Source organism: Pseudomonas sp. efr-133-TYG-103a (genome assembly GCF_030209235.1).
Lineage (GTDB): Bacteria > Pseudomonadota > Gammaproteobacteria > Pseudomonadales > Pseudomonadaceae > Aquipseudomonas.
This window is the reverse complement of record NZ_JARVSK010000011.1, coordinates 1-20,852: the sequence shown is the minus strand read 5'-3', so window position 1 is coordinate 20,852 and position 20,852 is coordinate 1. Positions and strand designations below refer to the sequence as shown.

Below are 20,852 nucleotides of genomic sequence, written 5' to 3'. Positions count from 1 at the left end.
TTTCCCGCACCCGGCGCGCCGACGCAACCGCAGGACGCAGCAAGCGGCTCATGGCGCCAGCGGCACGGTAAAGCGGAATTCGCTGCCCACGCCAGGCTCGCTGCTGGCGGTCAACTCACCACCATGGGCCTTCACGATCCCCTTGGAGATATACAGCCCAAGCCCCGTGCCGCTTGGATTGCCTTCGCGAATACGCCAGTAGCGCTCGAAGACGTGGGGCAACTGATCGGCAGCGATGCCGTCTCCGGAGTCGACCACGCTGATGACGACTAGGTCGCCTTCGACGCTGGCTGTCACGCTGATCGTGCCCTCCTTTGGCGTGAATTTGATGGCATTACCCACCAGATTCGACAGCACCTGAAATATCCGCTCGGGGTCGGCGAACATCTTCAGGTGAGGTTCGCCGGTGAAGCTCAGGTCGATGAACTTGTTCAGCGCCAACGGCGTCAGCAACGTCCAGGCGTCCTCGAAAAACTGACTGACTTCCAGCGCCTGGGGCTCGATCGAGTAACGTCCGGCTTCGATCTTCGAGGTGTCCAGCAGGTCTTCGAGCAGATTGGTCATGCGCGCCGTGGCACGCTGCAAGGTGTCGACGGCGGAAATGAGCCGCTTCGACGACGGGCTGACGTCGGCCGCCACCACGCGCTGCATCATGCCGCATTGCATGACGATCACCGTCAGGGGGCTGCGCAGGTCGTGGGACACCACCGCAACCAGCTCATCGCGAGCGCGCACTGCATCCTTTTCTCGCAGCACCTGACGGGACAGATCCGCTTCCAGCGCCGAGCGGCGCAGATCGGAAACGGCGTACAGGTCGCCGACGCTCCAGGCCTGCGCAGTGCCCTCGACCTGCTGTTTCCAGACGTTGAAGGATTCTCTTGGTTGCAAACGGTCGCCGACCAGGTGTTTGGCAGTCTCCGGGTTGCCGCTCCAGCTCACGCTGTCGATGACTTCCGGGCGAAACCACAGCACGCCGTTGTCGACCGGCTTGGGCAGGCTGATCGCGAGCAGGCCGCTGGCAATGCGCTGGTAGGCACCGGCTTCTGGCAGCATGGCGCTCAGGCTCGAGGTTTCGACCACTGAGGACGCCTGCAACTGGACCCATTTGAGCAGTGCGTCGACCTGCTCGACCGATGGGCAGCGGCCGAACAGGTGCGCCTCGCCCTCGACGATCACGGCGACGCCCGAGGCTTCGGCCAGGGCCATGAGGGCCTCGGGATGCGCGATCAAGCCGTTGTAGACATCGCCGTCGGCCTCACGCATGGCCGCGGCGAGGGATTGCAACAGGTTTTCCTTGGCCTGACGCTGCAACTGCGCCTGGCGTTCTTCGAGCATGCTGATCTGCATCGACAGCACCTGGCCGATGGTCTGACAGGCGGCGCGCAGCGCATGCGGGACTTGCAGCGGCTGGCGGTTGCCGCAGCTGATCAGTCCCCAGAGCTTATGGTCCTTGAGCAGCGAGATGCTCATGGAAGAACGCACGCCCATGTTGCGCATGTAATGGCAGTGGATCGGCGACACGCTGCGCAGCACCGCGTAACTCATGTCCAGTGGCTGCAGGGTGTCCGGACGCAGTGCCGGGACCATCGGCGCCGGGACATAACTGGCGTCAGGAATGATGCGCAGCCAGTTGAGCCGGTACAGGTCGCGGGCTTGTTCGGGGATATCGCTGGCCGGGAAGAACAGCCCTTCGTAGGCGTCCAGCTCGGGGGTGGCCGACTCGGCGATGACCTGGCCGTGGCCCTGTTCCTGAAAACGGTAGATCAGCACGCGGTCGTAACCGGTCAGCGCACGGATTTCGTTGACGCTGATCTCGTACAGCGCCTCCAGCGTACTGGCGGTCTGCAGCCGGCGCAGGGTGCGGGTCAGGTGCAAGTCCAGCGATGGCCTGTGCGTCTGGCCCGGCACGGGCTCAAGTTCAATGAACACGACACCGTCGTGGCGATGCAGCAGGCCATCCAGTTGCAGGGCACCGCACACCAGCGCGAGCGGATTGACGTCCTCGAGGTGCCCGTTTGACAGCGCCTCGCGTATCAACCCGGCCTGATCGTCACCCAACCATCGCGACAATGGCTGGCCCGCCACGACATCCGCCGCAAGCCCCAGCACCTGCTGGGCATTGGCGCTGGCCTGCTGGACGGTCCAGTGCTGCTCCTCGACCGTCAACAGCACGCCGTGGGGCTGGATCGCGCCGGGAATGCGAATCGGCTCGTCGGCGCAGGTGTTCAGCAGCGCGCGGACATCTTGCGGATTATCGGGCGTCATGCAGTACTCCTGCGCGTTCGAGCCAGCGTTCGAAACAGCTGAATGTGGTGCACGCCGCGTCCACGACCTGCAGGTTGTGCGCCGGGTGATCGAACTCCGCCAGACGCTTGAGAAATGCTTTCCACAGCCGGCCGGTGTCCCGGCCATAGACATCGAGAAATTCGCCGCCGGTGTCGGCGTCGATCGCCAGCTTGTCGGCGACGATGCGACGCAGCACCTGACCACCAAGGGTAGCGCCTTCCATCACGTACATCGTGCCGAGCAAATGAGCGGTGCTGTCGATGAGTGGGAGATCAGCGCAGACAGGCAGCGCTTCAATCGCGCCAGCGCTGAGGCCCAAGGCGCGAAGGTCTTTCGTCAGTGCGGGCGTCTTTTGTCGCTCAGTCAGCTTGAACAAGCCGCTGTCGAACGCCTCGACGCGTTTCTCCAGTGTGAGATGAAAACCGTAATACGCCTGCATCAGCCGGCGGTAGGTGACAAGGTCGAAGTCGGCGCGCAGAAAAGGTAGCCTGGCTTCCAGTGCGCGGTGTTGAGCCCCGGTTGCACTGCGCAACATCGTCAGGACTTCAGGGACGCTCGCGGCGCGAACGGGTTGCAGCTCGGGGGTGACATCAACCAAGGCCGGTGTTGTCCTTCAGGATCCGGGGAACAGGCTTGGAGTATCAGCCTTCGTGCACCCGCCGACAAGTTGATATCGGTGACAAGCGCGACCCCGCCGCCGAAAAGCCGACGGGGCGTGCCGAGAGGCGAAACGACTGCAGGTCAGAAAATGTAGTCGGTGGTCAGGAAGCTCGATTCCCGGTTATGGATGATGTCGCTGATCAAGGCCTTGTTGCTCTCCTGGAACTTGGTCGCGACCAATGTGCGGATGGAGAAGACCCGCAGCGCGTCATGAACCGACAAGGTGCCTTCGGCGGAGTTTTTACGGCCGTTGAACGGGAAGCTGTCCGGGCCGCGCTGGCACTGGGCGTTGATGTTGATGCGGCCGACCTGATTGGCGAATGCGTCGACCAGACGACCGACCTGCTTGGGATCGTTGCCGAAGATACTCAGCTGCTGGCCGAAGTCCGAATCCAGCACGTATTCGATCACGCTGTCCAAGTCGCTGTAGGCAACCACGGGCACCACCGGACCGAACTGCTCTTCGTGATAAACGCGCATCTGCGGGGTGACCGGGTACAGCACTGCCGGATAGAAGAACTGCTCGTGGGTCGTGCCGCCGCCTTCGTTGACCACTTTAGCGCCTTTGCTGACGGCGTCATCGACCAGCCCTTGCAGGTAATCGGTCTTGCCCGGCTCAGGCAGCGGGGTCAACGAAACGCCCGCTTCCCACGGCATGCCAGGCTTGAGCTGGGCCAGTTTTTCTTCGAATTTTTCGAGAAAACTGCCGACGACGTTCTCATGCACGAAGAGAATTTTCAGCGCGGTGCAGCGCTGCCCGTTGAACGACAGGGAGCCGGTGATCGCTTCGGCAACCGCGTTGTCCAGATTGACGTCCGGCAGCACGATGCCCGGGTTCTTGGCGTCCAGACCCAGCGCGGCGCGCAGGCGGTGCGGCTTGGGGTGCAGCTTTTTCAGGGCGCTGGCGGCCTTGTTGGTGCCGATGAACGCGAACACGTCGATCTTGCCACTGGCCATCAGGGCGCTGACGGTTTCGCGACCACTGCCGTAGATCACGTTGATCACGCCGGCCGGGAAGCTGTCGCGGAAGGCTTCCAGCAGAGGACGAATCAGCAGCACGCCGAACTTGGCTGGCTTGAAGACCACGGTGTTACCCATGATCAACGCCGGAATCAGTGTGGTGAACGTCTCGTTCAACGGATAGTTGTAAGGACCCATGCACAGGGTAACGCCCAGCGGCACGCGGCGGATCTGCCCGAGGGTGTCCTGCTCCAGCTCGAAGCGGCTCGAGCGGCGGTCCAGTTCTTTCAAGGCGTTGATGGTGTCGACGATGTAGTCGCAGGTGCGGTCGAACTCTTTCTGCGAGTCCTTGAGGTTCTTGCCGATTTCCCACATCAGCAGCGTGACCACGGCATCGCGCTGCTCGCGCATCAGCTTGAGGAAGGTTTCGACGTGATGAATACGGTCAGCCACGCGCATCGTCGGCCACGCGCCCTGCCCCCGGTCGTAGGCTTTGACGGCGGCGTCCAGCGCGGTCATCGCGGTGTCGGCGTCCATCAACGGCGTGCTGCCCAGCACCACCGACTCAAGGCCTGCGTCCGTCTTCAACGACACCGGACTGAGCACCGGCGCCAATGGCCCTTGCCACTGACGCAGCTCGCCGTTGACCAGATAATCGCGCTGCTCGATGGCAGGACCGGCACGAAACTGTTCGGGGATGTCTTCGGCGCGCGGGTACAGGTTGTCCAGGCGGTTTTGCAGGGTCATCTCTCTTTACCTCTTCCAGTCGGTCATCGTGCAAACAGACCGACACTACGCCACAGCCGCACGGGAATGAAAAGAGTTGCAAGAAATGTCACGCGCGAGTGACACGAAGCGCCGGGCTGAAACGATTAGGCCGCCCACCCGGCTGAGCGGTGCGGCACTAGGCCACCGCCGTCTGGTTGCGGCCTTGTGCCTTGGCCTGAAACAACGCCCGGTCAGCGTGGCCAAGCAGTGCGTGAACGTCCCGCTCAGCATCGCTCAACGACGCGACGCCGAGGCTGGCGGTGATGCCGCCGTGATGGTCGCACGCAATCGCGGCGATATCCCGGCGCAGTTTTTCGGCGATGGCGTGGGCGACGTCCGGCGACGTGTCCGTCAGCAGCAACGCAAACTCCTCGCCGCCCAGCCGGCCGCAGACATCGGCCTCGCGCACCGAATCGCAGATGACCGCGCCGATCTGGCGCAACACCTGATCACCGGCCTGATGGCCGTAGCGGTCGTTGATCTGTTTGAAATGGTCGATGTCCAGCATCAGCGCGCACAACGGCAGGCGGTTGCGCCAGCAGTGGTCGTAGGCGCGTTCAGCGTGATGAAAGAACGCACGACGGTTTTTCAGCCCGGTCAGCTCGTCAGTCTGCGCAGCATGGGTGGCAATGCGGTGGGCGTGTTCCATTTCGCGGGTCAGGCGAAAGGCCTTCTCCATTGCAAACGAAAGCTTGCGCGTCGCGCTGGCGACGAACGATGCGAACACCAGCGAAGCGAACGCCATCCCGACCTGAGTAGCCTCAGGCTGGAACAGCAACCACGCCGAGCATGGCAGCAACACCAGCGCGATCGCCACCAGGGTCATCGAGCGATAGGCCGAGTAACAGGCCACCGCACTGACCGACATTCCGACCGTGAACAGCAACACCAGCGTCTGCGTGAGCAGGTCACCCGGCTGCATCAATGCCAGTGCCCCGCCGCCCCAGATGCCGGCCGACAGCACCAGCGTGATCCAATAAGTGGTTTCCCAGCGCTGCGGCGTGCGCCCGGCCTCGGCGCAGCGAAAATAGGTGATCAGCATGATCAGGCGTAAGGAGGTCGAGCCACCGAGCAGCGCCAGCCAGCCGATGATCAGGCCGTGGGCGGCACGGTCCCAGCACAGCCAGGACAACATCAGCGCCGCGAGCAGACTGCCGAAAACCGAGAAAAAACTCTGACGAAACAACAGCTGCAAACGATCGGTTCGCACCTGGGCCCGTATCTGGACGTCGCGCTCATGTTGAAACTCGAGGAGGTACATCTGCTCCGCCCGGCCCGCCAAGATGACATGGGCCTAATTGTGGCACCGTGCTACTGCGGCGCACAACTCGCTTGCCTGGGATTTGCAAGAAATCGGATCCGCATCGGCTTTTTTACGACGAAAGGGTCGCCGGCATCTCGCCAGAGGCTCTAGTTCGGGCAATGCAGCGCGATGGACGATTGCACTCGAGGCGTCCTGACCCGTCAAGACGTGCCGATGCGACGATCCAGAATCGCTCTGAGCCTCAAGGCGTTCGCGGTGGCGGCTCCGCTGGCGGTATTGTCGAAAATGCACCATGCCTGTCTACCCGCCAGGGCGCTGGACAGCAAATCGTCAGCCAGGCGTTGCAGATAGGCCTCGTCGTAAGGGCTGTGATAAATGCGCGGCGCGCCGTGCAAGCGCCAGTAGTCCAGGCCGATATCCAGCTCCGCCTGACCCAACGGGGCGGCGTCATTGCTGATGCGCGACGGGTCGACTGCCGCTTGGGTAATGCCATGGGCCGCGAGCATCGGCGCGGCCTGAACCCAGGACTCATGCCGGGGTTCGAGCACCAGCGGACCACGATAACGCTCACGCAGTTGTGTGAAAAATGCCTCGGCCACCGATGCATCGCATGCCAGCTTCGGCGGCAGTTGCAGCAGCAGGCACCCCAACCGTTCACCCAGCGCCATGCACTGACCCAGAAACTCATCCAGCGGCTGTTCGCACTGCTGCAGCCGTCGCTCATGGGAAATCAGCTTCGGTATTTTCACCGAAAACCGAAACGCCGGCGGGACCGACTCAGCCCAGCGCCGGTAAGTCTGCGGCCGATGAGGCCGGTTGAACGAGCTGTTGATTTCCACCGCGTTCAGCCGCAACGCGTAGCGCTGCAGGTGCGTGCCGTCAGCGGGGAACGCCGGCGCGTGCTCGCGGCCGATGCTCCAGCCCGCGCAGCCGACGAATACCGTGGCGATGCTCAATACAGCACCTTCGCCGCTTCACGCATGAATATCTCCACGGTCTTGGGGCCGATGCCCTCCAACGCCTGCAAGCGTTTTTCGAAGTCCTCGCGGCTGTCACTGACCTCCCGGATGCGCCCGACCTTGCCGCCGTACTCGTCATTGAGCCGGGCGGCCAGCGCCAGCAGGCGCTCGGCGGTGGTTTCGTCGTATCGCACGTAATTGGCCTCGCCCAGCATTTTCACCAGCTCGCGATGGCTGCAATGGGCGAGCTTGCGCGGCGTGTCACGCTGGTGTTTGTCGACGATGACGCGGTAGGCCTGCTCTGCAATCTGCGCCTGAATCCGCTTGCCCATCAGAAAGCTTGCCAGCAGCCATTTGAACAGCGCGTCTTCATGGGCGCCGGCCAGGTCGATGTTCAAGTCATGTGCGGTGATGGTTTTGTTCATGTCGTCCTCCCGATCTTCGCTAGACCCTGGGCCTGCCGACGGAATTCAACGGCTTTTTCATATCTGCGTCGCTTTTGCCGCTGGGTGCGACACATCCTGCATCAGGTATTTCAACGACGTCGTTCGAAATGTTAGGTTGCGAACGATTCTGATCGAGCGATCAGCTATTTCAATCGACTGCAGCAAAGGAATGCCCCACGCAATGAACGTTCAATTCAAGCGCCTGGCTTCGGCCGCTCTGGTGCTCGCCAGCCTGTCCTGCTTCGCCACCACGGCGTCCGCCACCCTCAGCGCGCAACAGAGCGCAGACATCCTGACTCGCTTCAACGACACGTCGGTCAAGGATTTCCGACACTTTCTCGATCGTCTGGGCAAGAGTGATCTTGCGAAAACCGACGATCTGACCCCGACCATCAGCGCTTATCTCGCCAACAAGCCGCTTTCCGCGCAGCAGCAGAATGATGTTTATCGCCTGCTGGGGCTCTACACGCGGGTCAAATACGGCAGCGCTGCGACGCAGACCCTGCGCGAGCTGGTGGAAATCCCGACCTTCCAGACGCAAGGCCTCGCCCAGCACGACAATCCGGCGTTCATCAAGATCGCCGCAAAAATCGAGAGCCTGGCCAAGGCGTTCGATTTGAAGTTTCGCAACGTCGACAATCGCGTCTATGAAATCTCCCTCGACGGCAGCGGCAAGGAACTGGTCGGCATTCATGCCCATGCCGACGTGGTGCCCGTGACGCCGGAGAACTGGGTGCTGCAGGACGGCACCCGACTGGACCCGTTCAAGGTCACGCAGATCGGCGATCGCATGTACGGCCGAGGCACCGAAGACGACAAGAACGGCATCGTCGTCGCGCTCTACGCGATGAAGACCATCAAAGAGGAACACCTGCCGCTGGCGCGCAACTTCAAACTGCTGATCGACACCACCGAAGAAACCTCCGGGGATGCCATTCCGTATTATTTCGAGCGCAACCCGACGCCTGAGTACAACCTGGCACTGGATGGCAGTTACCCGGTGGTGATCGCGGAAAAAGGCTACGGCACGGTGATGGCGAGCTTCCCGCGCAAACCGGCGACGGGCAGCGGCGCAGAAATCACGACGATGACCGGCGGCATGGCCACCAACCAGATCCCGTCCCGCTCGGTGGCCACGTTCGTGACCGACACGCCCGCCGAGCTTGCTGCCAGCCTGCAGAAGGCAGGCGCCGAATACGTGGCGCAGAACGGCGGTAACTTCCAGGTGGACGCCAAGGTGGCGGGCAAGGACGTCAGCCTGTCGGTGACGGGCGTGTCGGCGCACTCCTCGGAGCCTCAGTCGGGCGTCAACCCGGTCGCGCGGATGCTCGGCTTCATCAACAGTCTGAACGGCAAGGTCGCCCTCAAGCACAACTACGTCACCGACGCCGCGCAGTATGCCGCCGACAACTGGGGCCTGGACTATCTGGGCAACAGACTGGGCGTCGCGTTTTCCGATGACTTCATGGGGCCGCTGACGGCCTCGCTGACCTATGTCGCCCTGGATGACCAGGCCTTCAAGCTCGCGGTCAACCTGCGCGTACCCAAGGGCAAGTCGCCTGAGACGCTCAAGCAGGAAATCGCCGGAAAAATCGACGCATGGAGCGCCAAAACCCACATCGCGGCGACCTTCGATTACAAGATCGCCGAGCCGATGTATCGCAATCCAGAGGGAGAATGGGTCAAGGCGTTGCTCGCTGTCGCCAGCGAAAACCTGGGCATGGCGCACACGTTCGGGACCTCGGCGGGCGCAACGTCGGTGCATGAATTGCCCAACGGCGTGCAGTTCGGTCTGGCTCGTCCGGATGTCAAATACACCGGGCACACCGACGCCGAATTCAAGACCACCGAGCAGTTCCTGCTGGATCTGCAGATCGTGACCGAGATGCTGGGTCGCGTGGGCCAACTGCCGAAACTCTGACCGCTGACTGCGAACCCGCTGTGCGGCGGGTTCGCAGCCTTCATCGGGCAGCTACCGCGTTATTCAACATCCCTTTCGGGTCAAGCCAGTCGCGCTACCCAGTCTGCCACCGGATCGCCGCTGGACAAGTCGGCTTGCACCAACCCGTCGATCATGAACGTTGGCGACACGTGGATGCCGTTCTGCCGCGCGTATTTGCAGTGCCACTTGATCGGCCCCTGTAACTGAGGGTCGGCGAATGCCTCGGCAAGTTTCACACCGCTGTACTGCTCGACACGGGCGATGATCTGGTTCGGTGTCGCGTCCATGTTCGGCCCGGCTGCGTGGTGCTCGAACTCGAACTCCTCACGATGCGCCGCCACGGCGGCCATGACCGCCTTGGCGTCTGCCTTGCCGCCCGGCAGCGTCGACGCCGTCAGAATGCAGCGCACGATGACGCCGGAAAACATGTGCCAGGGCTGAGACTGCAGGCGGATCTTCACCGTGATGTTGTCTTCGCCCGCCTGAGCGAGCAGTTCATCGAGCTTGTTGAACGCCTTGACCGAGAACGGACAGGTGGGCTCCAGGAACACTTCAAAGATACGAGGCCCGTGGCCCCAGGAAAGGTCGTCTGCTTGCATGGTTCATCCTGTTCGATGGGTGTTGCGCGAAGGCGGTCTGAGCATTGAACGCCGCGAGGCAGACCGCCTTCGACGAGCGGGTCATGAAACCGCCGGCCGGGCTCGCCAGACAGACCGTGGTGGCGGCCACATCAGCATGTCCGGCTGCCGAAACCGCGCAGCTTCGCGCTCGATAGTGCCCCATACGCGCCGGCATGGCGAATCCCTTGCGTTATTAAACGATCCCTATTGCCAAACCACCCCTATCGCCGGACCGAACGCGCGCAGTGCACCCATCAACCGATGATGATCGTGCCGGTGGCGATGACCACGCACGCCAGCAGTTTGCGCAGGTTCAGCGACTCGCCCAGAAAGAAGTATCCGATCAAGGCGGCGAACAGCACGCTGGTTTCGCGCAGCGCCGACACGGCGCCCATCGGCGCGCCGGACATGGCATAGATGACGATGCCGTAGGCCAGCAGCGAAACCAGTCCACCGACCGCTGCCGAGATCAGGCCGGGCCGCCAGGTGAACAGGCTGCGGGTGTCTCGCAAGGCGATATACACCACCGGCATCAGCACGCCCCACATCGCGCACATCCACACGGTATACGCCATGGGTGCACCGGACAGGCGTGCGCCTATGCCGTCGGTCACGCTGTACGCGGCGATGAAACAGCCCGTGCCCAAGGCGTACGGCAGGCTGGGCACGGCCAGTCGGCGACGCTTGAATGCCAGCGAGATGATGCCGGCGGACACCAGCCCGATGCCCGCCAGCGTGCTCGCGCTCACCGCCTCCCCGGCAAACGCCGCGGCACACAAGGTGATGAGAATGGGTGACGAACCGCGGGATACCGGGTAAGTCTGGCCCAGCTCTCCGACTTGATAGCTGCGCACCAGAAACAGGTTGTAGCCCACATGCAAGACTGCCGAGAGCCCGGCGTAGAACCAACTCGCCGAGGCTGGAGGCGGCAGCACCCACGCTGCGGCCGTGCTGGCGATCGCCACGGCGATGCACATGATCGTCATTGACCAGAGTCGGTCGGCACCGCCGCGCAGCAGCGCGTTCCAGCTGGCGTGCAGCAGCGCGGCGAAGAGAACCAGCAGGATGATGTGAATAGGCATGCCCCATCCTAGGCAAACCCGCCTGGCAACTGAAGCGAAGTCTCCTCATCGCCCCATGAGTAAACCCTCATGCATCTCTACCGTAACTCAGACCGGCCTTGGTCGATTCCTCCAGCAGCCAGTCGTGAAACCGGACGATGTGCGGCTGCGATTCAATGCCTTTGGGGCAGACGAAGTAATAACCGACCGGCGACGCGAACGGCACGTCGAACAGCCGGACCAGACGCCCATCGGCCAACTCTGCTTCCACGTGACCGCTGCGCGCCAGGGCGATGCCCTGACCGAGCAACGCCGCTTCGACGGTCATGTTGGTGTCGGCGAACCTGACGCATTCGTTCAGCGGCGAAATGCCCAGCCCGACTTGCTGAAACCAGACCTCCCACTTTGGCACCAGGTCGACTCCGTCGCGGGTCAGCAAGGGATAGCGCAGCAGCTCGGCGGGTGTGTGCGGTACGCCGAAGCGGTGCAACAGATCGGGGCTGGCCACCGGGAAAATCTGTTCCCGGAACATGAAGTCCGAATACAGCGCGGGGTAGTTGCCGTTGCCCAGGCGGATGGCGACATCGGCCTCGCCGGCAGAAAAGCGGATGGCCGTATCGGTGGTTTCCAGCGTTACCAGGATGTCCGGATGTTGCTGAGACAGGCCTGGCAACCGGGGCAGCAGCCATTTCAGCGCGAAGGAATACGTGGTGCTGACCTTCAACCTTACCCGGCCCTTCTCCTCCCTCAACTCCGAGAGCGTGGCCTCGAGGTTCATGAAAAACTCACGCACGATGGGCGCCAGCGCTGCACCTGCGGGCGTAAGACTCAAGGACTTGCCCCGCTCGAAGAGTTGCAGCCCCCAGAGGTCTTCGAGGTGACGGAGTTGATGGCTGACAGCGCTCTGCGTGACGTGCAGTTCCTGTGACGCGGAGGTAAAGGTGGCGTGCCGCGTGGCGACCTCGAAGGCGCGCAAGGTGGACGTGGGTGGCAGGTCTCTCATATCGGGTTCTCGGCAGCGACCGCGAAGGCGCGATGCATGAAGGGTGACTCATGATAAGGCAGCCGCCACGTTCATTCACAACGACCTCATCCGAGGGCTTCATCCGTCAGCGCGTGCGCATTCTTTCGCCAGACGGTGGTCACAGCGTTGTAGCGTTGGCCGGGCATTCTCTCGGCCGATACTGGCGCCTGAGCTGCACATCGATCCGTCAGCGCATCGCCTGCCCTGCATGAATGGAAAGGAGCAACCGTGAAAGAGATCCACGCTGGTGTGTTGAAAACGGCTTATCGGGACATCGGCCCCGAAGACGGCCAGGTTGTCGTGCTGCTGCACGGGTTTCCCTACGACATTCATGCTTACGACGACGTGGCCAAATCCTTGGCGCAAGCAGGCTGCCGCTGCATCGTGCCGTACCTGCGCGGCTACGGGCCTACGCAATTCATCGACACTCAAACCCTGCGCTCCGGCGAGCAAGCTGCGCTGGGCGCTGACCTGCTGGCGTTGCTCGATGCGCTGCAGATTCAGCGCGCTGTACTGGCCGGATACGACTGGGGCGGCCGCGCAGCCTGCGTCGTTGCTGCCCTGTGGCCGGAGCGCGTGATCGGTCTGGTGAGCGGCGACCCGGGCTACAACATTCAGGACATCTCGGCCGCCGACACGCCGGCATCGCCCGAGGCGGAGCGGCGTTTGTGGTATCAGTATTACCTTCACGGCGCGCGAGGCTACGCAGGACTTGCCGCCCATCGCGAGGCGTTCTGCCGTTTACTGTGGGCCTCCTGGTCACCGGACTGGTTGTTCAGCGATGCAACGTTTCAGGCGTCGGCCCAGTCATTTGCCAACCCGGATTTCGTTGATGTGGTCACTCACTCCTACCGTCATCGCTTCGGCCTGGTGGAAGGCGATCCGCGCTACGCCGAGATTGAGCGCGCCCTGGCGCAGCGCCCGCCTATTACGGTTCCGACCGTCATTTTGAGTGGCGGCAGCGATGGCGTGTCCTCCCGGCGCGATGATGCGGCGGCCAGGCGCGGCTTCGACGGCCCGGTCAGTCGACACGTATTGGCGGGGATCGGGCATAACGTGCCACAAGAAGCGCCGGCCGAATTCGCGCAGGCGATCATGAGTCTTCTCGAGCGGTGAGCCAGGCGCAGCAACAATCCCGGCAGGCATTTCACCTTGGGCAGGCGCCATTATATAAAGTGGGTCGGGGCTGAGGCCTTCATGCAATGGCCGCTGCCGACCTGCACTGGCGTCAAGCGTCACAGCCCTCGGACACGCTGCCTCTGCACCGCTTTGGAGCGCTATCTGTTTAGTGCATGGGCCATACCGAACCGTCATAATGTTTCATCTTTTTGCATGGTAGTCTCGCCGCACTTTTAGCTTGGCGTAGATCGTTATCTTCGATGATGGCCAGAAACAGGAAGCCTCATGTCCAGAATTTCCCACTCAGCTCTGCGCCGTAATTTCCGAGAACTCCTGGCCTCGAAGGCTTGTTTTGAGACGGCATCGGTATTTGATCCGATGTCTGCGCGAATCGCCGCCGACCTCGGCTTCGAAGTCGGCATTCTGGGCGGCTCGGTCGCCTCGCTGCAGGTTCTCGCAGCACCGGATTTCGCCCTGATCACCCTGAGCGAATTCGTCGAACAGGCAACCCGCATCGGCCGCGTCGCGCAGTTGCCTTTCATTGCCGACGCCGACCATGGCTACGGCAATGCCCTGAACGTCATGCGCACAGTGGAAGAGCTGGAGCGTGCAGGCGTTGCCGCGCTGACCATCGAAGACACCCTGTTGCCGGCGCAATACGGCCGCAAGTCGACCGACCTCATCACCATCGGCGAAGGCATCGGCAAGGTTCGCGCTGCGCTGGAGGCCCGCGTGGACCCTGAGCTGTCGATCATCGCCCGTACCAACGCAGGGGTACTGCCAGTCGAAGACATCATCGCGCGCACCAAGGCGTATGAAGACGCCGGCGCCGACGGCATCTGCATCGTCGGCATCAAGGACTTCACGCACCTGGAACAGATTTCGGAAAACCTGAGCGTCCCGCTGATGCTGGTGACCTATGGCAATCCGGAGCTCAACGATGCACAGCGTCTGGCCGATGCCGGCGTGCGCATCGTGGTCGCAGGCCATGCCGCCTACTTCGCGGCGATCAAAGCCACCTACGACAGCCTGCGCGCCCAGCGCCAGATCACCCGCAGCACCTCCAACCTGAGCGCGACGGAACTCACCCATACCTACACGCTGCCGGAAAGCTACGTGGCATGGGCCAAAGAGTTCATGAACGTCAAGGAATGAACCAGCGTCACCGCCCGTCTTGTCGGCGAGCGGTGAACATCATCGGTCGACAGCTGGCGTCGCGCCTTCCATCACCCTGATCTGCGTCAACCCTACCCGTTCGGCCTGCTGCAGGATTTCTTCGTGAGTCGCATCTGCGGCAGGCATCATCAGGCTGTTTTCTCCATCGCCGAAGTGCAACTCGAGCAAGTGCATCGCCGCCTCGTGCACAGGCAAGTGCGCCTGTTTGAGGTCGATGGCGAAGGTTCTCGGTTCGTCGTTGAACTGATATTCAAGGGTATAAACAGGCATGGCTCGTCCTCGGGGAATGGTGGGCGCAGTCATTATCCTGACTTGCCAGTCAATTTTTAGTTCAGCCGTTCTTGCCGCTCAGCTGGTGCTTCTACGTCGACTGCCGGTGAAAGCAGGACGCTAGTGCAAGTTTCAGCGCTTTCTGCTCTGATTGCGCCTGTGCGCTAACGACCGCAATCGGCAGCGAAATCATTTACGAGGCATGATCGGGGGCTGGTCTGAAACATCTGAGTCGAGAGCAACTGGAAGCTGAGGTCATGCGCTTGCGTGGCGCCCTGGAGCACGCGCAGGCTGGCAGTCCTTCGATGGTCAAGGCGTCGACCACTGACGATGCCGGCGTCGAAAGCGATACTGACATCGAAGATTCGCTGGTGCGCTACCGACTGGCGGCCAGAGCCACCAACGACGCCATCTGGGATTGGGACCTGGTCGGCGATCACGTGCTGTGGAATGAAGCGCTCGAACGCGCGTACGGCCACAGCCTGGCCTGCGTTGAGACCACTGGCCTTTGGTGGATCAGTCAGATCCACCCCCAGGACCGCGCTCGCATTCATGACTCGATTCATGCCGTCATCGACGGCACCGACACCGCCTGGACCGATGAATACCGCTTCCAGCGGGCGGACGGCTCCTACGCCGAGGTGCTGGATCGGGGGCATGTGATCCGCAACGCCGACGGTAAGGCCGTGCGCATGATCGGCGCGATGCTCGACCTCAGCCAGCGACGCAAGGCCGAAATTGCGCTGCGCCAGAGCGAGGAGCGTTTTCGCACGATCCTTGAAACCATCGAGGCAGCGTTCGCCATCGTCCAGGTCAAGTACGACGCGGAAGATCGGCCGATCGATTACCGCTTCGTCGAGGCCAACCCGGCCTTCGAACGTCAGGCCGGTGTCAACCTGCGCGGCAAGTGGGTCACGGAGTTTGCGCCGGACCTGGAAAGCTTCTGGTTTGAAACCTACGGCCACGTCGCCAAGACGGGCGAGCCTGCGAATTTCGAAAACTACGCGAGAAACTTCGAGCGCTGGTTCGACGTGCGCGCCGTTCGGGTCGGCAACCCTGCGGATCGGCAGATCGCGATCTTCTTCAGCGATGTCACCGAAAGGCGCCGCGCCCAGGAGCGCTTGCTGGAAAGCGAGGCGGTTGCCCGGGAAAACGTGGAACGGGTGCAGCTGGCACTCGCCGCCGGCGCGATCATCGGCACCTGGCATTGGCATCTGCCCACCGACCGTTTCACCGTCGACGAAGCGTTCGCCCGTGCGTTCGGACTGGATCCTGCGCTCGGCCGTGACGGCCTGAGTCTGGAACAGGTGATTGCCACCGTGCACGGCGAAGACCGCGACGGCCTGAAAGCCGCCATCGCCGAGGCGATCAGTCGGGGTGGCGCGTACGCGCATCAGTATCGGGTACGCCGTGCTGACGGCATCTATTACTGGATCGAGGCCAATGGTCGGGTCGAATGGGCGGAAGACGGCACGCCCTTGCGCTTTCCCGGCGTGCTCATCGACGTCGAGGAACGGCGCTCGGTCGAAGGCGAACGCGATCGTGCCACCGCCGCCTTGCGGGCGCTCAACGAAACCCTCGAGCAGCGCGTGATCGAGCGCACCGCAGAGCTCATGCAGGCAGAGGAGAAACTGCGCCAGTCGCAGAAAATGGAAGCGGTGGGCCAGTTGACCGGCGGAATCGCCCACGACTTCAACAACCTGCTGGCGGGCATTTCCGGCTCGCTGGAACTGACCAGCAATCGCATTCTTCAGGGGCGGCTCAACGACGTCGAGAAATACATTCTGGCCGCACAGGCCGCCACCCGGCGCGCTGCCGCCCTCACTCACCGCCTTCTTGCGTTCTCCCGTCGGCAGACCCTCGACCCGCGTCCCACCGATGTGAATACGCTGATGTTCGGCATCACCGAAATGGTTCAGCGCACCGTAGGGCCCGGCATTCAGGTTCAGACCATCGGTGCGCCGTCTCTGTGGCCGACGCTGGTCGATGCCGGGCAGTTGGAAAACGCCCTGTTGAATCTGTGCATCAATGCCCGCGATGCCATGCCGGACGGTGGCACCATCACCATCGAGACGTCGAATCAGTGGATGGACGATGACGCCGCCCGCGCCCATGACATCCCACAGGGCGAGTACATTTCGCTGTCGGTGAGGGACACCGGCATCGGCATGACTCCGGAGATCATGTCGAAAGCCTTCGATCCGTTTTTCACCACCAAGCCCATCGGTCAGGGCACCGGCCTGGGCCTTTCGATGATTTACGGCTTCGCCAAACAGTCCGGCGGGCAGGTGCGCGCGTATTCGCAAGTGGGCCACGGCACCACGATGTGTATTTATCTGCCGCGTTTCGACGGCAACGCGGTCAGCGACGAAACCGACGCCGGCAATCCGCAGGCGCCGATGTGCAGCGCCAGCGAAACGATTCTGGTGGTCGACGACGAGCCCACCGTGCGCATGTTGTTGATGGACGTTCTGCGTGATCTCGGCTACACGGTGCTGGAAGCCGCCGACAGCGTGGCCGGACTGGCGGCCCTGCGCTCCGACGTGCACATCGACCTGCTGATCACCGATGTCGGTTTGCCGGGCGGCATGAACGGACGGCAAATGGCAGACGCCGGACGCGAGGTGCGGCCTGAGCTCAAGACGCTGTTCATCACCGGTTATGCCGAAAATGCGGTCATCGGCAACGGCCATCTCGGGCCTGGCATGTGGGTGCTGACCAAACCCTTTGCGGTGGACGCATTGACGTCTCGCGTTCGGGAATTGATGAACGCCTGACGGCCACGCCGCCGGCCACGCCGCCGGTCGCTGCCCCGGCGATCATCGCCGTTAATGGCCTTCTTCGGGCTCGGCAGGCAATTCGGCGATCATTGGCCAGCGGTCATGCACCCATTCGTACGCTGGTGGCGGCGTTGTGGTGACGACGTAAACGCGGTGCTCTTCGGCTTCGCCGATCACCAGGCATTCCAGGCCGTACCCTTGGGTCATCTCGAACCAGTGGGAGACGCGCTCGGCGTCTTTTTCCATGTAACCGCTGACCAGCCCCAGCGCGCGTTGGGGGTGATACTTGTCCCACCCGCCTCGCTCGATGGTTTCGCGCTTGGCCCAGCCCCCCTGCGGCCCGTTGCCGGGCTGTTCCTTGCGCCGCCCCCACGCCACCCAGCCCAGTTCCGTGCCGTCTTCGAGCATCACCGGAAACGCTGCTTTCGGGTTGGGGAAGTACACCCTGACCGGCACGTACGCCCTGTTCTTGTCTTTCGCTTCGACTCCGCCGCACATAGCAATCACCCCGTCGGATTTTGGTTCATACAGCGTTGACCCGGAGAACGCCGTTTAGTTAACTGTATATAAATACAGTTATTCAGCAAAGGCCGGTCATGCAATTCGTCATCACACCCAGGCGCCGACAAGGCGTCGCGCTGCAGATGGTTCCTCCCAAGCGCACGACCGCGATTCAGGGGGAGCTGGTCATCATGAATCGCATCTGCGAGCAACTGAACCGGCATTCGAACGTCGCAAGCCTGCGGCCCATCTACGGGACGGGCCGCCTGCTGTTACCCGAGCTTTTCGACGCGACCTTGTCGGCGATGGCCCGTGAGGGATTCACCCTCAGCGGCATCGAGTTCGACGGTGAGCGGTGGTACGCGCAATCCTGGTGGTGTCGGCCGATTGATTAAGGGAGAACAAGGTGAAATGGGCAACGAGGACATCAGAAATCGCGAGCTGGAGCTCTGGAACATCCTGCTCAACCACGAGGGTCGCCGGGAGCTGGCGATTGATCACTGGAGCGGAGAACTCACCGGCCACGCCATGACCCTGGCCCGGCTTGAGGTCATCAGCGCAGAAGAACTGCAAGAGATGCTCGAATACGCCGACGCTGCTTACAGCCATGCCATCGAGCAAAGCCACACCCGCGAATGGGAACGCGGTAACAAGCGGTAAACGCAAGCGGGTACATGCCCGCTGCCGTCGTCGCCCTGGCATGGACGCAGGAAATTGCGTTGAACTTACGTGGCGCCGGCAAGATCCTTTTTATCGCGCTCGATGCATTCACGCTGAGGAACAGCGTTGAGCCGCCAACGAAAAGGAGCCGACATGACTGACACGACCTATCCGCCCTACCCGACCAGGCCTTCGCCGCTTCATGCCCTGCTGCTGGCCGGCGCCGTGCCGCTGTTTCTCGGCGGGCTGCTGAGTGACATCAGCTACTACGCGACCTATCAGATCCAGTGGAGCAACTTCGCCGCATGGCTGATTGCCGGCGCGCTGGTGTTCTGCGGGTTTGCCCTGCTGTTCGCGCTGATCAACCTCATTCGCGCCGACCACAAGGGCGGAAGGCCCACGGTGTATTTTCTGCTCTTGCTGGTCACCTTTGCATTGGGACTGGTCAATGCGTTCGAGCATGCCAAAGACGCCTGGGCCGTCATGCCGTCGGGCCTGGTGCTGTCGGTCATCGTCACTGTGCTCAGCGTGATTGCAGCATTCACCGGGCTTGGCGGCCTGCGCGCGGGAGGTGCACGATGAAACGTCTGTATCCATTGACTGCCCTGACCATGGCGCTGTTGCTCAGTGCATGCGGCAGCGAGAGCGACAGCACCCAGGCCCGCGGACCGGATCCGAAGATGCCGGATCCTCAGCGCGGGCTGCTGCCCAGCATGAAGATTGCCGAACCGGTGGCCTGGGGCGATCAGAAGCCGACCGTCCCGGACGGCTACAGCGTGACGGCCATCGCGACCGACCTGAAGATTCCCCGGCAGACCCTCGTGCTGCCCAACGGCGACATTCTGGTGGCCGAGGGTCGCGGCGGCAGTGCCGCGAAACTCAAGCCCAAGGATGTCATCGCCAGTTATATCAAGGCCGAAGGCAACACCAAGGTCAAAGGTGGCAATCGCCTGACCCTGCTGCGCGATGCAGACGGCGACGGCGTGTATGAACTGAACACAGTGTTCGCCGAGAACCTCAACGCGCCCTATGGCCTGGCGTACGCCAACGGCAAAATCTACGTGGCCAATCAGGACGCACTGGTGCGCTTCGATTACGCAGACGGCCAGACCAAGGCCACTGCCGCCCCGACGACCATTACCGAGCTGCCCTCGCAGATCAACCACCACTGGACCAAATCCCTGGCGATCAGTGAGGACGCGCGCTTCCTGTACGTGGGGATCGGCTCGAACAGCAACGTCACTGAGCGCGGCATGGAAGTCGAACTCGACCGCGCCCGGGTGTGGCAGATCGATGCGCAGACCGGGGCGCACAAACCGTACGCGACAGGCCTGCGCAACCCGACCGCCATGAAGGTGCAACCGGGCACCGGTCAGTTGTGGACCGTGGTCAACGAGCGTGATGAGCTGGGTCCGGACCTGGTTCCGGATTACCTGACCTCGGTGCGTGAAGGCGCCTTCTACGGCTGGCCTTACAGCTATTGGGGCCAGAACGTCGACACCCGCGCCCAGCCACAAAACCCGGACAAGGTCGCGTCCGCGATCAAACCCGACTACAGCCTGGGTTCGCACGTCGCAGCGCTGGGCGTCGACTTTTCCATCCCGGCAATGGGCGACAAGTTTGCCGACGGCGTGTTCGTCGGCCAGCACGGCAGCTGGAACCGCGACAACCCGGTCGGTTACAAGGTGGTCTTCGTGCCGTTCAACAACGGCCGCCCGGCGGGTGATCCCGTGGACTTCGCGACGGGCTTCCGGGGTAATGACGGCAAGACCCGCGGCCGCCCCGTGGGTGTCACGGTCGACCCGCGCGGTGCGCTGATCATCGCCGACGACCTGTCCAACACCGTATGGCGCGTGACCCGCAACAAATAACCCGTGGGCTGACCGACCGCGTCAGGCGTGGATGACTCGCAGGACCGGCCTCAGCCGGGAAGGCGTCGAGTGGCACACCGCTGAATCGATGGTGCCCACAATGGCCTCTTCCCGGCTGAAGCCGGTCCTACTTCGGCTGCGTCATGCCGGGATATCGCGGCTGAAGCCGGCACAGCCGATTAGCCACGTCGCGCCGCAATATTGCGGGTGAATACCTGGTAGGACCGGCTTTAGCCGGGAAGGCGTCGAGTGGCGCACCGCTGAATCGAGGGTGCCCACACCGGCCTCTTCCCGGCTGAAGCCGGTCCTACTGTTGGCTGCGTCATGCCGGGATATCGCGATTGAAGCCGGCACGGCCGATTAGCCACGTCGCGCGGCAATATTGCGGGTGAATACCTGGTAGGACCGGCTTTAGCCGGGAAGGCGTCGTGTGGCGCACCGCTGAATCGAGGGTGCCCACACCGGCCTCTTCCCGGCTGAAGCCG

19 protein-coding genes are annotated in these 20,852 nt (G+C 62.6%); 8 read left to right on the top strand and 11 right to left on the bottom strand.

The window, feature by feature from the left end:
• Window positions 1–48: 48 nt before the first annotated feature.
• The 6 genes from QRN36_RS08765 to QRN36_RS08740 form a co-directional block, all read right to left on the bottom strand.
• The gene (locus tag QRN36_RS08765) at window positions 49–2,265 is read right to left on the bottom strand and encodes an ATP-binding protein (protein ID WP_285423694.1); all 2,217 of its coding nucleotides are present in this window, start codon (window positions 2,263–2,265) and stop codon (window positions 49–51) included.
• Entirely contained in the window at window positions 2,252–2,821 is a 570-nt protein-coding gene (locus QRN36_RS08760; RefSeq protein ID WP_285424063.1) for a biliverdin-producing heme oxygenase, read from the bottom strand. The genes QRN36_RS08765 and QRN36_RS08760 overlap by 14 nt, the downstream gene beginning before the upstream one ends.
• A gap of 206 nt (window positions 2,822–3,027) precedes the next feature.
• Window positions 3,028–4,653: an NADP-dependent glyceraldehyde-3-phosphate dehydrogenase gene (locus QRN36_RS08755; protein ID WP_285423693.1), complete on the bottom strand. Its 1,626-nt coding sequence runs from the start codon at window positions 4,651–4,653 to the stop codon at window positions 3,028–3,030.
• 157 nt (window positions 4,654–4,810) lie between these two features.
• On the bottom strand, window positions 4,811–5,935 hold the full coding sequence (locus QRN36_RS08750; RefSeq protein WP_285423692.1) for a diguanylate cyclase: 1,125 nt from the start codon (window positions 5,933–5,935) through the stop codon (window positions 4,811–4,813).
• A gap of 203 nt (window positions 5,936–6,138) precedes the next feature.
• Complete coding sequence (locus QRN36_RS08745) at window positions 6,139–6,894, bottom strand: DUF72 domain-containing protein (RefSeq protein ID WP_285423691.1); 756 nt, start codon at window positions 6,892–6,894, stop codon at window positions 6,139–6,141.
• Entirely contained in the window at window positions 6,891–7,322 is a 432-nt protein-coding gene (locus QRN36_RS08740) for a DNA methylase (protein WP_285423690.1), read from the bottom strand. Before QRN36_RS08740 ends, QRN36_RS08745 begins: the two co-directional genes overlap by 4 nt.
• Before the next feature lie 202 nt (window positions 7,323–7,524).
• Here QRN36_RS08740 and QRN36_RS08735 point away from each other — a divergent pair, with 202 nt between their 5' ends.
• Window positions 7,525–9,264 carry a dipeptidase gene (locus QRN36_RS08735; RefSeq protein ID WP_285423689.1) on the top strand — a complete coding sequence of 580 codons (1,740 nt, stop codon included), beginning with the start codon at window positions 7,525–7,527 and terminating at the stop codon, window positions 9,262–9,264.
• 80 nt (window positions 9,265–9,344) lie between these two features.
• Here the strand turns inward: QRN36_RS08735 and QRN36_RS08730 are convergent, their stop codons facing one another.
• From QRN36_RS08730 to gcvA, 3 genes are all read right to left on the bottom strand, one after another.
• A complete protein-coding gene (locus QRN36_RS08730; RefSeq protein WP_285423688.1) occupies window positions 9,345–9,884 on the bottom strand; it encodes a thioredoxin in 540 nt (179 codons plus the stop codon).
• A 275-nt stretch (window positions 9,885–10,159) separates the two neighbouring features.
• Window positions 10,160–10,987, bottom strand: coding sequence for a DMT family transporter (locus QRN36_RS08725; RefSeq protein WP_285423687.1), 828 nt, complete (start codon window positions 10,985–10,987; stop codon window positions 10,160–10,162).
• 67 nt (window positions 10,988–11,054) lie between these two features.
• Window positions 11,055–11,969, bottom strand: coding sequence for a transcriptional regulator GcvA (gene gcvA, locus QRN36_RS08720; protein ID WP_285423686.1), 915 nt, complete (start codon window positions 11,967–11,969; stop codon window positions 11,055–11,057).
• Between the two features lie 249 nt (window positions 11,970–12,218).
• On the opposite strand from gcvA, the gene QRN36_RS08715 reads away from it, so the two are divergent.
• Together QRN36_RS08715 and QRN36_RS08710 are read left to right on the top strand one after the other, a co-directional pair.
• Entirely contained in the window at window positions 12,219–13,106 is an 888-nt protein-coding gene (locus QRN36_RS08715) for an alpha/beta fold hydrolase (protein ID WP_285423685.1), read from the top strand.
• A gap of 288 nt (window positions 13,107–13,394) precedes the next feature.
• Window positions 13,395–14,264, top strand: a complete 870-nt coding sequence (locus QRN36_RS08710; protein WP_285423684.1) for an oxaloacetate decarboxylase — start codon at window positions 13,395–13,397, stop codon at window positions 14,262–14,264.
• A gap of 39 nt (window positions 14,265–14,303) precedes the next feature.
• Here the strand turns inward: QRN36_RS08710 and QRN36_RS08705 are convergent, their stop codons facing one another.
• Window positions 14,304–14,555: a hypothetical protein gene (locus tag QRN36_RS08705; RefSeq protein ID WP_285423683.1), complete on the bottom strand. Its 252-nt coding sequence runs from the start codon at window positions 14,553–14,555 to the stop codon at window positions 14,304–14,306.
• Between the two features lie 257 nt (window positions 14,556–14,812).
• Here QRN36_RS08705 and QRN36_RS08700 point away from each other — a divergent pair, with 257 nt between their 5' ends.
• Window positions 14,813–17,332, top strand: coding sequence for a PAS domain-containing protein (locus QRN36_RS08700; protein ID WP_373568720.1), 2,520 nt, complete (start codon window positions 14,813–14,815; stop codon window positions 17,330–17,332).
• Window positions 17,333–17,383: 51 nt separating this feature from the next.
• On the opposite strand, the gene QRN36_RS08695 is transcribed toward QRN36_RS08700, so the two are convergent.
• A complete protein-coding gene (locus tag QRN36_RS08695; protein ID WP_285423682.1) occupies window positions 17,384–17,833 on the bottom strand; it encodes a hypothetical protein in 450 nt (149 codons plus the stop codon).
• Window positions 17,834–17,931: 98 nt separating this feature from the next.
• Here QRN36_RS08695 and QRN36_RS08690 point away from each other — a divergent pair, with 98 nt between their 5' ends.
• The 4 genes from QRN36_RS08690 to QRN36_RS08675 all read left to right on the top strand — a co-directional run bounded on the left by QRN36_RS08690 (window position 17,932) and on the right by QRN36_RS08675 (window position 20,367).
• On the top strand, window positions 17,932–18,231 hold the full coding sequence (locus QRN36_RS08690) for a hypothetical protein (RefSeq protein WP_285423681.1): 300 nt from the start codon (window positions 17,932–17,934) through the stop codon (window positions 18,229–18,231).
• A complete protein-coding gene (locus QRN36_RS08685; RefSeq protein ID WP_285423680.1) occupies window positions 18,224–18,496 on the top strand; it encodes a hypothetical protein in 273 nt (90 codons plus the stop codon). The genes QRN36_RS08690 and QRN36_RS08685 overlap by 8 nt, the downstream gene beginning before the upstream one ends.
• 153 nt (window positions 18,497–18,649) lie before the next feature.
• Window positions 18,650–19,078 carry a DUF2231 domain-containing protein gene (locus QRN36_RS08680; protein ID WP_285423679.1) on the top strand — a complete coding sequence of 143 codons (429 nt, stop codon included), beginning with the start codon at window positions 18,650–18,652 and terminating at the stop codon, window positions 19,076–19,078.
• On the top strand, window positions 19,075–20,367 hold the full coding sequence (locus QRN36_RS08675) for a sorbosone dehydrogenase family protein (RefSeq protein ID WP_285423678.1): 1,293 nt from the start codon (window positions 19,075–19,077) through the stop codon (window positions 20,365–20,367). Before QRN36_RS08680 ends, QRN36_RS08675 begins: the two co-directional genes overlap by 4 nt.
• The last annotated feature ends 485 nt before the right edge of the window (window positions 20,368–20,852 follow it).

What these genes read in the sequence shown, in the direction of transcription:
- QRN36_RS08765 (WP_285423694.1), bottom strand. Translation starts at nt 2,265, where the DNA reads ATGACGCCCGATAATCCGCAAGATGTCCGCGCGCTGCTGAACACCTGC.
- QRN36_RS08760 (WP_285424063.1), bottom strand. Translation starts at nt 2,821, where the DNA reads ATGTTGCGCAGTGCAACCGGGGCTCAACACCGCGCACTGGAAGCCAGG.
- QRN36_RS08755 (WP_285423693.1), bottom strand. Translation starts at nt 4,653, where the DNA reads ATGACCCTGCAAAACCGCCTGGACAACCTGTACCCGCGCGCCGAAGAC.
- QRN36_RS08750 (WP_285423692.1), bottom strand. Translation starts at nt 5,935, where the DNA reads ATGTACCTCCTCGAGTTTCAACATGAGCGCGACGTCCAGATACGGGCC.
- QRN36_RS08740 (WP_285423690.1), bottom strand. Translation starts at nt 7,322, where the DNA reads ATGAACAAAACCATCACCGCACATGACTTGAACATCGACCTGGCCGGC.
- QRN36_RS08735 (WP_285423689.1), top strand. Translation starts at nt 7,525, where the DNA reads ATGAACGTTCAATTCAAGCGCCTGGCTTCGGCCGCTCTGGTGCTCGCC.
- QRN36_RS08730 (WP_285423688.1), bottom strand. Translation starts at nt 9,884, where the DNA reads ATGCAAGCAGACGACCTTTCCTGGGGCCACGGGCCTCGTATCTTTGAA.
- QRN36_RS08725 (WP_285423687.1), bottom strand. Translation starts at nt 10,987, where the DNA reads ATGCCTATTCACATCATCCTGCTGGTTCTCTTCGCCGCGCTGCTGCAC.
- gcvA (WP_285423686.1), bottom strand. Translation starts at nt 11,969, where the DNA reads ATGAGAGACCTGCCACCCACGTCCACCTTGCGCGCCTTCGAGGTCGCC.
- QRN36_RS08710 (WP_285423684.1), top strand. Translation starts at nt 13,395, where the DNA reads ATGTCCAGAATTTCCCACTCAGCTCTGCGCCGTAATTTCCGAGAACTC.
- QRN36_RS08705 (WP_285423683.1), bottom strand. Translation starts at nt 14,555, where the DNA reads ATGCCTGTTTATACCCTTGAATATCAGTTCAACGACGAACCGAGAACC.
- QRN36_RS08700 (WP_373568720.1), top strand. Translation starts at nt 14,813, where the DNA reads ATGCGCTTGCGTGGCGCCCTGGAGCACGCGCAGGCTGGCAGTCCTTCG.
- QRN36_RS08695 (WP_285423682.1), bottom strand. Translation starts at nt 17,833, where the DNA reads ATGTGCGGCGGAGTCGAAGCGAAAGACAAGAACAGGGCGTACGTGCCG.
- QRN36_RS08690 (WP_285423681.1), top strand. Translation starts at nt 17,932, where the DNA reads ATGCAATTCGTCATCACACCCAGGCGCCGACAAGGCGTCGCGCTGCAG.
- QRN36_RS08680 (WP_285423679.1), top strand. Translation starts at nt 18,650, where the DNA reads ATGACTGACACGACCTATCCGCCCTACCCGACCAGGCCTTCGCCGCTT.
- QRN36_RS08675 (WP_285423678.1), top strand. Translation starts at nt 19,075, where the DNA reads ATGAAACGTCTGTATCCATTGACTGCCCTGACCATGGCGCTGTTGCTC.